Genomic DNA, 13,191 nt, shown 5'->3' with positions numbered 1-13,191 from the left:
ATATGATTTTAAAACAAACTCTCTAATATAATAGTAAATTATGTTTTATAACTAATAAACTATTGGTTATAGTTTGATAAATATGCGTTGTAATGTTAAACTATCATTATAGAGCATAGTTGCAAGGAGTGATTTACAAATGCAAAAACGAAACTTAACCAAGGAAAAAATTATTCAAGTTGCTTTTTCAATAGCTGATGAAATTGGTCTTGATCAAGTTACTTTTGTCAAAATTGCTGAAAAGTTAAATATAAAATATCCATCTTTATATAATCATTTCTCTAATATGGATAACCTTAAGATAGAAATGACGATATATCTTTTAAATGGATTAAATTTAAAATTAATGCAGAGATTAATTGGTAAAAGTGGTGAGGAAGCTATCAGAGAATATGCCTATGTTTATCGAGATTTTGCTTTTGAAAACAGAACTGCCTATGGACTTTTCATGAATATTAAAAGCACAGAAGATGAAGAAGTAAATCGTTTGGCAAAAGAAACAAATGGTATTATTCGACAGGTTCTTGGTTTCTATATTAAGGATGAAACATATTTAATTCATAAAAGTCGAGCATTAAGAAGTCTGTTACACGGTTTTGTTTCTTTATGCTTTCTTGGGTATTTTCAAAATGCGGCAAATTACGAAGACAGCTTTCAATTGATGATAGATGACTTTATCTTATCCATTTCTAGAAAATAAAAAAAGTAATTTTATATGCAACAAGACATATAAATCATAACTATGGCTATGTAGATACTTTTAGTTTTAAAAGCGAATTGTCCTATTTTGATTATATAAACTATACACTCGGAGGTAAAAATAATGAGTTTCAATGAACTGAATATTTCAACAGAAAGATTAGTATTAAGGGGTATTAGAATTTCTGATGCAGAGTCTATATTTAAATACCGTTCCAATCCACAAATATATAAATTTCAAGGCTGGAAACCACAAACTCTTGAAGACGTAAAAGAATTCATTTATAAAAAGGTTGCCAATGTTCCAAATACGCCAGATACATGGTATCAGCTTGGAATTTTGGTTAAGGAAACCGATGAGTTAATAGGAGATATAGGAATTCATTTTATTGATCCAGATAATCAACAGGTAGAAATAGGGTTTACAGTATCTTTAGAAAATCAAGGTAAAGGATATGCAGCCGAAGCTGTCATTGGTGTAATGAACTACTTATTTAGTAATTTACAAAAACATAGAATAACTGCTTCAGCTGACCCAAGAAATACAAAATCTATAGCCTTACTTGAAAGAATCGGAATGAGAAAAGAGGCGCATTTTAGGGAAAGTTTTTGGCTTGATAATGAATGGACGGATGATATAGTCTATGCTATTTTAAAAAGGGAGTGGATTAATCAGTATAATGAATAATTAAAAATCCATTAGAATTCTTTCCTTAACTGTTTAAGTATTTCCTAAACCTTCAGAGGAAATTGTAAAATATATTCATCTTTTCACCTTGAAGTTCAATAATTATTGCAAATTTCTTAAGAAATAATAATAGTCCTCCGAAAAACAATTTTCGGAGGATTCATAATACGTACATGATTATATGCTACTATATTCTTTTCTGAATTTCACTACATATCAGGCTATTAATTTTTGTTCTGAAAGTATGTATAATCATGATCAGGGCTGATAAAATCTGCATTAAGGATTGCACCATTCACAGAGTTTACTGTAGCAACATATGATTTGGAATCTTTATTCTGAGCTTCTTCTGGAGAGTAGAAAATTACTGTCCAACTATCGGAGTTTGGAACAGCCCCCCTTGAAAAGCTTGCTTCAGCGCTGTACCCCTTAAAATCCACTCCATATGTCTTTTTAAGTATATCTACAGCATAAGCGGCAGCTTGCTGCGCTGAAATATCCTTTCTTCCAGGAGTCATATTTGCTATAACGGTTTTGTATTTCTCCTCAACCTGTTCAGGAGTTATGCCTGATGTCTTACTTAACTTCTTTATAATCAAATCCTTTTGGTCTGAAACATTCTTGGATAAGTCTTTAACTGTATATTCTACTGTAGTTTCATTTTTGTTTGATTTACTTTGAGTATTCTCTTTTACAGTAGTCGCGATTGAAACTGCGTCTTTAGGTGCACTTTCAGCAACATTGCGTCCAAGAGTTAGAGCCATTACAGAACTGCTTCCTACTATTAATACAGCTGCTGTAGCAAATATCCACGATTTACTAATTATTGTTTTAAACTTTGTCATTTTGATAACCTCCATTTAAATTAATGTTTTGTAGCACTACAAACATATCATACATCCTGGTGCGTTACAGAGTTTTCAGAAGGTTGTAAAGGAGTTGTAAATATTACCTGTACTGTTGTTCCTCTTTCAGGACGGGAATTGATTCTTAACTCTGCTCCATGCAAGTGTGCAATCTCACGACAAATAGACAATCCAAGTCCTATACCACCTGAGCTACGCGAACGGGCTTTGTCCACGCGATAAAAAGGCTCACACACCAAATTTGTATGTGCTTCTTCCATGCCACAGCCAAAATCCTTTACTTCAATTACTGGTACGGTATCAAAATAACATGACAGTTGTATTGATGAATTATTTAAAGATGCTTTCACAGCATTGCTCACCAGATTCACAAGCAAAGACTGTAAAAGAACAAAATCACCAGTTAATTCCTGCAATGAGGAAAAAATATCTAATCTGATACCCTTCTCCTTCAATTTTGATTCTAACACTACTTTAACTTCATTAAACAGCTCACAAGGAATAATTTGCTGATTATCCAATGTACTGTTTCTTACAAGTGCTAAATCCAGCAGTTTAAAAGCCAAGCTCTGCATTCTGTCAGTTTCACTTAGAATATAGCCAGCAGCTTTTATTCTATCCTCCTCACGGGCATTGGCATTTTGCAGGTATTCAGCATAACCACGTATAGCTGTAAGAGGTGTTCGCAACTCGTGTGCTAAATTATCTACGAGCCGTTGTTTATCTTGTGCATTTTTATCAAGCTCAGTTATCTTCTCCTGTATGCTGAAAGCCATCTGATTGAAGTTCTCTGCAAGATCATGAAATTCATCTTTTCCCGGTATAGTGATTCTCTCATCATATACACCACCTGCTATTTTACGGGTAGCTTTCTGCATAGCACTTATGGGACTGGTAAGCTTCCTTAGAAGCAACAATAGCACTAAGGTCAACACTGTTTCCACGGAAGCACTTACCATTATAAGATATCGTGTGAGCTTAGATTGAGTATTATAAAGCTCAGACAGGTCACGGACGTATGTTAAAGTATAATTTCCATACTGCTCAGCTATCGTACCGTCTATATATAAATAACTCATTCCGTTTTTTGACAGCACTTGTATTCTATAAGAATCCTTTGTAAGCCCCTCAGTATTAATGTTAGCCATAACAGAAGAAGGTATATTAGAAAAAAGGATCTTATCTGACTCCTTGAGTTCAAGGAATACATTCTCCTTTATATAGTAGTCAGCATAAGATTGCATTAAGCTTTCTATAGAAAAATGTGTTGGCATAGTTTGTTCACGATAGTAAATACTGTTCATCGTTTCATAAACATTATTCATTATAAGGTGATACTCACCTAATGCCCGATCCGTATCTCGTTTCATATTAAGTGAAAAGCTGTGTTTAGAAATCAGGTAAAGACATATATTTATAGACACAATAAAAACCACTAGAATCCCGATAAAAGTCTTTTGCCAAAACTTCACAGGTTCACCTCCAGACGATAACCCATTTTATACACAGTCTTTATTCTATTTTCCCAATTTAATTTCTTGCGCAGTTTTTGAATATGAACATCCACGGTTCTCGTTTCTCCAAAGTAATCATACTCCCAGGCTAATTTAAGTAGTTTTTCACGAGAAAGAGCAATATTCTTATTTTTAATGAGTATTTCTAGTAATTCATATTCACGAAGAGTTAGTTCGATTTCGCTACCATTTACGGTAACAACTCTGCTTTCTAAGTTTACAACAGTACCATCAAGAGAAAAAATATTCGATGCCCGCTGAGTACGACGGAGTACAGCTTCAATCCGTGCAAGGAGCTCTATAGTTTCAAAGGGTTTTACTATATAATCATCAGCCCCAAGCTTTAGTCCCTTGACCCTGTCAGATAAATTTCCCATGGCGGTAAGAAATATCACAGGCGTACTTTCAGAAACGTACTTCATAAGATTGAAACCATCCAGACCCGGAAGCATTATATCCATTATAATCAGTGAATAATTATTTTGCTTTATGTATTCAAGCGCCTCATTGCCATCATATACCTGCTCGCTGGTATGCCCTACTAATGAAAGATTCATGGCAATAAGATCGTTTATGGATTTTTCATCCTCAACTATGAGAATGTGCGCCATAAAACCACCTCCGACCCTATTATAACATATACAATAATCTAAGAATGTAATAGAGTTGTAAATTCAATTAATGCTTTAATTAGGAATGAAGATCTCTTTGTAAATTATAAATATACTTTCCTCCTCGTGCAACCAACTTAGTTTTGTTTCTTTTATTTAAATTATAAGTTTAGTCCCAAATTATCTTACTAAATTGTAAGATAGCTTAAACCTTTTGTAAGCCTATAGACATGGAGCAAAAAATAGTAATTGGATATAATTAACCCATAGTATTAAATAAAAGGAGCGGTATATATGAAAATATTAGAAGTTAAAAATTTAAATAAAACCTACGGCAATGGAGAAAGCAAGGTAGAAGCACTTAAAAATATAAATTTATCTGTTAATAAAGGAGAATTTGTTGCCATTGTAGGGGCATCAGGTTCAGGTAAAAGTACATTACTTCATTTATTAGGAGGGCTAGATAGGCCCACAGATGGCAGTGTTATTATCGATAATGAAAATATTTATGATTATAAGGAAGAGAAGCTTGCCATATTCAGAAGACGTAAGATAGGATTTATCTTTCAATTTTTCAATCTTATTCCCGTTTTAGATGTAGAAGAAAACATAGCGCTTCCAGTCCTTTTGGATAATGAAAAGATTGATAACAATTACCTAAAGGAGATTATAGATTTATTAGGACTTAAAGACAGGAAGAATCATCTGCCTTCGGAGCTTTCAGGCGGGCAACAGCAGAGAGTATCTATAGGAAGAGCCCTACTAAACAGACCCTCTATTGTACTTGCAGATGAGCCTACTGGAAACTTAGACAGTAAAAATTCAAAAGAGGTTATTGAATTATTAAAGCTCACTGCTAGGAAGTATAATCAAACACTTATCTTAATTACTCATGATATAAATATTGCTTCCATGGCTGATAGAGTAATTACAATACAAGATGGCGAAATAGTTTCGGACAAATATATTAAAAATAATTAGGGTTTGCCGAAAAATTACATAAAGGAGTAAATATAATGATAGATTCATATAAAAAGCTTACGGGAAAATATTTAAGAGCAACTAAAAAGAGAACCATACTTACTATTTTAGGAATAGTTTTATCAGTTGCACTAATATCAACTATAGGACTTTTCTTCCACAGCATGCAAGTATCAGAAGTAGAAAGAGCCAAAAGCAACTATGGGGCATTTCATTTAATTTTTAAAAATACAAATGAGAGCTTAGTTTCAAAAATTATTAATAATCCTAAGGTTTCAAGGTATGGATTTTGCAGTTTTGGAGAGGAAGTAAATGTAACAAATAAATTAAGGGTTAGTGAGGTAACTGCCACAGATAAAGCCTTAGAGCTTATTCCATACAAAATAAAAGAAGGAAAACTTCCTGAGAAGGATAATGAAGTAGCAATCGAAAATTGGGTATTAAGTTATATTGATAAAAGTGCCAAGATAGGAAACACTATTAAATTTAATAATAATGAATATAAACTTACAGGTATATTAGAAAACAACATAGACAATCAAATAAATAATAAAGGAATATTGTTATCTAAAAACAATAATATTGATAAGAATAACTCAATGTTAGTTGTAGAAATTAGCAGTAAGACAAATTTAAGTACTGCTGTTCGTGAGCTTAAGGCTTTGACTTCAAAGGATAATGTTACAGAAAACCAGAATCTTCTTATGATGCTTGGCGTTGGTGAAGGCTCTGGAATGAATGGGCTGTATTTGACCTTAAGTATAATAATTGGAATAGTAGTTATATGCACAATTGCAGTTATATATAACTCATTCCAAATAAGTGTAGTAGAAAGGATTAAGCAGTTTGGACTACTAAGAGCTGTGGGAGCAACACCAAAGCAAATTAGAAAGCTTGTGTTAAGGGAAGCTACTGTTTTAACAGTAATAGGTATTCCTTTAGGATTATTATTTGGAATTATAGCAATGGATTCTATAACTCTTGCTTTTAAAATAATAGGTGGAGATTCAGTCTTTGCTATAAAGACCGACATTTCACTTAGAGTACTTGCTATAAGTGGGATAGTTGGAATCTTATCAATATATATATCCGCATTAATACCAGCTTACTTTGCAAGCAAAATATCTCCTTTAGTTGCTATAAGCAGCAGAAACTCTATAACAAAGGAGAAAATAAAAAGAAGAAAAAATAGGCTTATGCAAAAATTATTTGGCTTTGAGGGATCACTTGCCAGCAAAAACATAAAAAGAAGCAGAAAAAGATATAGAATTACTGTGTTTTCTATAGTAATAAGTGTTGTATTGTTTATCACTTTTAAATCCTTCATGGATATGTCCCTAAACATTACAAACACACCAAATGAATCAAAGGACATACATTTTTCTGTAATAAGAGATTATCAAGCTACGGAAGAAAAAATGATAATAGATGAAAAAATTGTTGAGGCTTTAAAGAATTTAAGTACAGTTGACAAGATTTATAGAGTATATGATGCATTTTTCTTCGATGCAGCAATTAGTAAGGATAAGGAGATTAACGAAGTTAAATCTATCAACGGTATATATAATCAAGTTAATGAAAAAAGTGTTATATCAAGCTCCATAGTGGTGTATGATACTGAATCCCTAGAGGAGTCTAAAAAATATTTATCGGCAGGTAATATTAATATAGAAAAAATGAATAAAGAAAATGGAATAATCCTAATAAACAAAAGTAAAATATTTAATGGTAAAACAAGTAAATCCTATATGGGACCAATAGCTGATATAAAGGTTGGAGATGAAATAGAACTTCAATATTATGATGCTTATACTAATAAATTTGAAAAAAAGGAATTTGGAAAAGATGTAGTTAAAACAGCCAAGGTCATGGCTATACTTGATAATGATCCCTTTAACTATAGGGGAAATCAGTCAGGAATAAAGATGATATCTACAGCTCAGGTGGCAAAGGCTTTATCAGGTGCCAAGGATATTAAACCAGTAAACCTAAATGTTAAAATTAAAGACATAAAAAGTGAAGAAAAAGCCCTAAATGAGATTGGAAATGTATTAAAAGCATATCCATCTTTAAATATAATAAATAATATAGACAATAATAGAAAAGAGAAAACCTCAATGCTTATGATGCAAATTCTAGTATATGGCTTTGTTATAGTTGTATCTTTAATTGGAAGTGTTAATATTGTAAATACACTTACTACAAATGTTATATTAAGAAAAAGAGAGTTTGCAGCCTTAAAATCAATAGGCTTAACTCAAAGAGGCCTTAAGAAAATGATTACTCTTGAGGGGCTTCTATATGGTATTGTAGGTACTATATATGGTTCTCTTATAGGATGTCTAGTCTCTTACGGAATGTATATAGGATTGGGTAATGTTAGAGAGTTTCCATGGACTATTCCTTGGAATGCTGTGGCTATTGCAGCCGTTTCTGCAATGATTATTGGATATCTTTCAGTGTTAACACCTCTTAGAAGAATAAAAAACGAAAATTTAATTGAGGCTATTAGGGAAGATTAAAATTATTACAGGCTATCTTACTAAATTGTAAGATAGCCTTTTGTTTTGTAAGGCAGAAGACATGGATAGGATAGGTTCCGCCGTATATAATTAAAGTATAGTAAATTAAAAACTTACCTAAAGGAGAATAAAAGATGGTTAAATTTAAGAATATGTTAGAAACTATTTGTATATGTGTTGCATTAATGTTTTTTTCAAAAGAGTTGATTAACAAGGATAACACTAATAGGAATAAGATTTTTGAGGAATGTGGTATTCTGGTATAATATAGTTTGAGGTGAAATAGATGAGTAAGTTATTATTAGTTGAGGATGATGAATCTTTAGCATTAGGAATAGAATTTTCACTTAAAGATGAAGGATATATGTTGTCGAGAGCTGCAACACTTGAGGAAGGCAAAAGTCTATTTAATTCTGAGCACTTTGACCTTCTTATACTAGATATAAATTTACCAGATGGAAGTGGATATGAGCTTTGCAAATATGTTAGAGAAAAAAGCAACGTACCAATAATTTTTTTAACCGCCTTAGATGATGAAGTAAATATAGTGCTTGGACTTGAAATTGGCGGAGATGATTATATAACTAAACCTTTTAGGGTAAGAGAACTTTTATCACGAGTAAAAGCTTTATTGAGAAGAAGTTTTAATGGTATTATGCCCTCCTCAAATAAGCTTGTAAGTGGAGAGATAGAACTTGATTTAGGAACCGCAGTAGTTAGAAAAAATTGTTCTCAAATCACTTTAACTGCTCAGGAATATAAACTTTTACTCATATTTATGAATAACCCAAAGGTTTTAATGAAACGTGAGAAGATATTAAGGGAACTAACAGAAGACTCTGAGGTTTTCTTTGATGAGAATACACTTTCTGTTTATATTAAAAGAGTAAGGGAAAAAATAGAAGATAATCCCAAGCAACCTGAATATATAGTTACTCTAAGAGGTTTAGGCTACAAGTGGAACAAAGATGTTAACAATGACATGTATAACTTCTAAAGAAAACCTGCTAAGGTTGGCTAATGCTTACAGGCTGCTCAAGATTTCTAATATAAGGAGAAGCACAAATATGAAACGATATTTTACAAACCCTGAGCTTAAAATGAGCTCAGTTATTCTTTTTTCATTAATGATTTCATTTTTACTTATAGATATATATATTCAAAAGCTTTATTATAATGACTTAAAGAATGATTATATTAAAAGTGTTGGAGCTGTTGCTGCAAGGATAATTGAGTTTAATCCGAGCCTAGAGAAGGAAATTATGCCTATCGTCACAAAAGGAATATCAAAAGAAGATGAAGCAAAAGGAAAAACTTTGTTAAGTCAATATGGATTAACAGAAGATTTAGAGAATGAACTTTTTCCTTATATAAACAAAACCTCCATAAGAAGTAATTATTTCATCCTTTTGATTTTTATATTGATGTCCGCTTTGTTCTTAGTGCTTAACTATTTGCAGCATGTTTTTTTCTATAAAAAGATAAGAAGAATTACTATTGGTGCAAAGAAAGTTGTAGATGGAGATTATGACCTAACCATAAATGAAAACAAGGAAGGAGACCTATCTAAGCTTTCAGTTGCATTTAATTCTATGAGAGGAATAATTAAAAATAATATTAGTGAACTCAATGAGGAAAAGCAGTTTTTAGTTGATCTTTTGTCAGACATATCTCACCAGCTTAAAACTCCTCTATCTTCTATGATTGTATATAATGACATTATGTTAAGTAAAGAGCTTTCTAAGGAACAGAGCAAGACATTTTTACTAAACAATCAAAATCAGCTTGATAGAATGCATCATCTTATACAAAGTATTTTAAAACTAGCCAAGATAGATGCCAAAGCTATAGAACTTGTCAGAGAAAATCAAAGTATAAATGAGACCATACAAGAAACAATAGATACCTTAGAAAGTAAGGCTTTAGAGCATAATGTTAGAGTTAATTTTATAGAAAAAGAAGAAATTTGCTTTGAACATGACAGACTATGGCTTCAAGAGGCATTAATTAATATTATAAAAAACGGTATTGAGCACACATTAGAAGGAGGAGAACTTAACATAAATCTTTATGAAAATCCTGTTTATACAAGAATTATAATAGAGGATACTGGAGAAGGCATAAATGAAGATGATTTGCCCAATATTTTTAAAAGATTCTATAAAGCACAGAATTCAAAAAAAAGTGATTCTGTGGGTATAGGTTTAGCACTTGCTAAGTCTATAGTGGAAGCTCATAATGGAATTATCGAAGTTCAAAGTAAGGTAGGTATTGGAACTAGCTTCATTTTAACCTTTTTGAAGAATTAATTAATCAAGGCTACATAAAGTTAAAGTAAATAAAAGTTTCTAATCCTGCATAGCTTTTGTGGATATTTAGCATACTCTCACTCCTTTTCACAAAACAAATAAGCACTAGTATTTCTACTAGCGCTTATTTTCTATATAATCTATATAACAAGAGGGGACTTATTATATTCTATTTTTCTCTAAGCTTTTATTGCTTAGGACACTTATTATTATAGTTGCCAATTGTTACATATTTATGTCAACTTTATTACATATTTATGTAATTTGTTAACTCTATGTAAATAAATAAGCAACTAATAAATATCCATTAAGAAGTGAACCACTCACATCTTGTTAAGTACTTAGGAGCATTAAATATTTGTGGTGATATTATGGGGCAATCCGAATCCGAATCTGTACTATATAAGTTAAACCTTAATTGCTTAATACCTATGTCTTTTAAAATTTAAATCTCCATAGTTTTTGCTAATTTATCAAGCTTGTTTATTGTTTTCCAATTGCGCACAGTCGCAGGAACACTTAACTTATGAAGATTATTAGCAACCTTGGAATTTCGGATACTATTATGAACTAAAAGAAAAACCTCTCTTCCTTCTATTTGGAACTTATCACCCTCACTTTTGTAGGCATTCAAGCATTCAATCTTTTCTTGAGAAGGAGTATAAAGAAGTAAAGATACATATAGACTCTGTGCTTCAGATAGCGATTCCGCTTCTGATATTTCTTTCTCTGAGAAAGGACAATTCTGGATGATCCGTTCTAACTCCTCTGCTGTTCTCAAAATAACCTTAACCGAAAATCCAAAAACCCTCTCAATCTCACGCTCAATTTTATCGCGCAGCAGTTCTTCCTTTTCATTTGATTTGAATAGAACATTTCCACTTTGAATATATGTTTTAACCCCGCAAAGCCCAATCTCTTCAAATACTCGTTTCAACTCAACCATCTTAATAATATTCTTTCCACCTACGTTAATACCCCTTAATAGTGCTATATAAATAGTCATAATGCAGCTCTCCTCCATTTAAAATTAATTCTCTATACCTTAAATTAATGGTAATTATATCATTTTAGGCTTTCTTTTCTTATTTTTTTTAATGCTTTTTTAGAACCTCTCTCAATATCTTTTTCTAACTTTCTTTCCTTATAGCTCACAAATAACTGATTTAAATCATAACCCTCTGGATAAAGCTCACTTGCCTTTATTTCTAGTTTTATTCTCTTATAATTAACCTCAATAAACTCCTTGTTATATAGTATAGTCACATTATTTAATCTATCTCTTTCCTTGTATACAATAGCCGATTCATTATTATCCAAAAGAATAACTTTATCTCCTACAGAGTATTCATATAAATTTTCATCTACCTGAACCTCTTTACTTTTAAGAACCTTGCTATCGTTTATTAAATTATAATTATAGCTTTTGCTATCTATATATTTCTTTGCTTTATCTATGATTGAGTCATATAACCCCATCTTTTTGGAAATATATAAAGCATTACTATCTCCTACTTTTCCTATACTAAGCTTATATAGTGGTTCAAGGGTTTCCTTTTCAAACTCCATAGCTGCATTTTCAAAATCAGGGTGTTCTTTTGAAAAGTTCTTTATTTCTCCATAGTGAGTAGTTGCTATAGTTATACATCCCTTATGATATAACTCTTCCAGTATTGCAATAGCCAAAGCTGATCCTTCATTAGGTTCTGTTCCACTACCAATTTCATCAAACAGTAGTAATGTTGACTTTGTACTTTTTCTTATTATTTCAGCTAGATTCTTTACATGTGAGGAAAATGTGCTTAAAGCATTTTCAACGCTTTGGTTATCGCCTATATCAACAAACACATTGCTAAATACTGAAATCTCCGTACCTTCTCCAGCTTCAATATGAAATCCAGATTGTGTTGCTAATGTTAATAGTCCTATGGTCTTTAATACGACGGTTTTTCCACCTGCATTTGGTCCTGTTATTATTAGTCCCCTGTAATTTTTGCCAATTTCAAAATCTAAAGGTACACTGTTCTTAATTAAAGGATACTTAGCTTTAATTATCTTAATATATCCATAGTCGTTTAGCTTAGGCTTAATTCCGTCTATTTCTTTACTATATTTAGCTTTTGCTAAAATCATATCGTATTCGGATATAACATCAATATTCATCTTTAAATCTCTTATTCTCTCGAAAAGCATATCTGTTAAAGTAGCTAATATTTTGTATTCTTCAACTGCTTCTTCTGCTTTTAATATACTTAATTCACTTGTGTACTTTGAAATAACATTTGGCTCCATAAAAACAGTAGTTCCTTTTGAAGACGCTTCTACAATGGTCCCTTGAACTTGATTTTTATATGCTGCCTTAACAGGAATAGTATATTTTCCATTACGCTGACTAACAAAGAATTCTTGAATATACTCTTTATTTTCACTACTTTTAAGGAATTTGTCTAACTTATCTTTTATTTTGCCTTCACATATATCAATATGCCTTCTTATTTTTTTTAATTCCTTACTAGCATTTGAGTCCACCATGCTTCCTCTAATTGAAATGTTTATTTCATCTTCAATGTAGCTTAAATCAGAAATATTCTCCCCATAAGCACTTAATGTAGGCGCATATCCTTCTTTATCCTTTATGAATAACTTAACCTTCCTGCACCCGCTTAAAAAGTTTGACATCATTGTTAAATCAGCTGCCTCTAAAGATGACCCTTTTTCTATCTTATCAATAAGAGGTAATATATTGAAAACACCTTTTAATGGCATATGATAAGAGGCATCTATTAATGCTCTTCCCTCCGATGTTTCATTTAGTCTTTGATTTACAACTTTTATATTGTTACTTGGCTCTAATTTATCAATTAATCTCTTTCCGAGTCCGCTAACGCAATATCCTTTTATTATTTCTTTTAACTCATAGTAATGTAATTTTTCTAATGTTTCCTTATTCATATCAATAAACCTTCCTTACTTTTTTATTACACTACAAGTCAACGAAATC

General features: G+C 31.6%; 12 protein-coding genes. 7 read left to right on the top strand and 5 right to left on the bottom strand.

The window, feature by feature from the left end:
• The first annotated feature begins 139 nt into the window (after nt 1-139).
• Both AC0N0V_RS09045 and AC0N0V_RS09040 read left to right on the top strand, forming a co-directional pair.
• Entirely contained in the window at nt 140-700 is a 561-nt protein-coding gene (locus AC0N0V_RS09045; protein ID WP_474463642.1) for a TetR/AcrR family transcriptional regulator, read from the top strand.
• Nucleotides 701-823: 123 nt separating this feature from the next.
• Nucleotides 824-1,387 (top strand): GNAT family N-acetyltransferase, encoded by a 564-nt coding sequence (locus AC0N0V_RS09040; RefSeq protein ID WP_474463641.1) that lies wholly within the window; start codon nt 824-826, stop codon nt 1,385-1,387.
• Nucleotides 1,388-1,611: 224 nt separating this feature from the next.
• On the opposite strand, the gene AC0N0V_RS09035 is transcribed toward AC0N0V_RS09040, so the two are convergent.
• The 3 genes from AC0N0V_RS09035 to AC0N0V_RS09025 are packed head-to-tail and all read right to left on the bottom strand — an operon-like array spanning nt 1,612 to nt 4,378.
• Nucleotides 1,612-2,232: a hypothetical protein gene (locus tag AC0N0V_RS09035; protein WP_474463640.1), complete on the bottom strand. Its 621-nt coding sequence runs from the start codon at nt 2,230-2,232 to the stop codon at nt 1,612-1,614.
• A 47-nt stretch (nt 2,233-2,279) separates the two neighbouring features.
• Nucleotides 2,280-3,725: a sensor histidine kinase gene (locus AC0N0V_RS09030; protein WP_474463639.1), complete on the bottom strand. Its 1,446-nt coding sequence runs from the start codon at nt 3,723-3,725 to the stop codon at nt 2,280-2,282.
• Nucleotides 3,722-4,378, bottom strand: a complete 657-nt coding sequence (locus tag AC0N0V_RS09025; RefSeq protein ID WP_474463638.1) for a response regulator transcription factor — start codon at nt 4,376-4,378, stop codon at nt 3,722-3,724. The genes AC0N0V_RS09030 and AC0N0V_RS09025 overlap by 4 nt, the downstream gene beginning before the upstream one ends.
• A 294-nt stretch (nt 4,379-4,672) precedes the next feature.
• On the opposite strand from AC0N0V_RS09025, the gene AC0N0V_RS09020 reads away from it, so the two are divergent.
• From AC0N0V_RS09020 to AC0N0V_RS09000, 5 genes are all read left to right on the top strand, one after another.
• A complete protein-coding gene (locus tag AC0N0V_RS09020) occupies nt 4,673-5,359 on the top strand; it encodes an ABC transporter ATP-binding protein (protein WP_474463637.1) in 687 nt (228 codons plus the stop codon).
• Nucleotides 5,360-5,394: 35 nt separating this feature from the next.
• Complete coding sequence (locus AC0N0V_RS09015) at nt 5,395-7,881, top strand: ABC transporter permease (protein ID WP_474463636.1); 2,487 nt, start codon at nt 5,395-5,397, stop codon at nt 7,879-7,881.
• A 134-nt stretch (nt 7,882-8,015) separates the two neighbouring features.
• Nucleotides 8,016-8,147, top strand: a complete 132-nt coding sequence (locus AC0N0V_RS09010; protein WP_474463635.1) for a hypothetical protein — start codon at nt 8,016-8,018, stop codon at nt 8,145-8,147.
• Nucleotides 8,148-8,167: 20 nt separating this feature from the next.
• Nucleotides 8,168-8,878 (top strand): response regulator transcription factor, encoded by a 711-nt coding sequence (locus AC0N0V_RS09005; RefSeq protein WP_474463634.1) that lies wholly within the window; start codon nt 8,168-8,170, stop codon nt 8,876-8,878.
• 70 nt (nt 8,879-8,948) lie between these two features.
• The gene (locus AC0N0V_RS09000) at nt 8,949-10,190 is read left to right on the top strand and encodes a HAMP domain-containing sensor histidine kinase (RefSeq protein WP_474463633.1); all 1,242 of its coding nucleotides are present in this window, start codon (nt 8,949-8,951) and stop codon (nt 10,188-10,190) included.
• Between the two features lie 445 nt (nt 10,191-10,635).
• On the opposite strand, the gene AC0N0V_RS08995 is transcribed toward AC0N0V_RS09000, so the two are convergent.
• Together AC0N0V_RS08995 and AC0N0V_RS08990 are read right to left on the bottom strand one after the other, a co-directional pair.
• Nucleotides 10,636-11,196, bottom strand: coding sequence for a DUF1697 domain-containing protein (locus AC0N0V_RS08995; protein ID WP_474463632.1), 561 nt, complete (start codon nt 11,194-11,196; stop codon nt 10,636-10,638).
• 59 nt (nt 11,197-11,255) lie between these two features.
• Entirely contained in the window at nt 11,256-13,142 is a 1,887-nt protein-coding gene (locus AC0N0V_RS08990; RefSeq protein ID WP_474463631.1) for an endonuclease MutS2, read from the bottom strand.
• Nucleotides 13,143-13,191: the final 49 nt, after the last annotated feature.

The sequence above is a fragment of the Clostridium sp. CS1-1 genome (assembly GCF_056135525.1).
The sequence above is the reverse complement of the archived record's forward strand: the minus strand, read 5'-3'. Positions and strand labels throughout refer to the sequence as shown.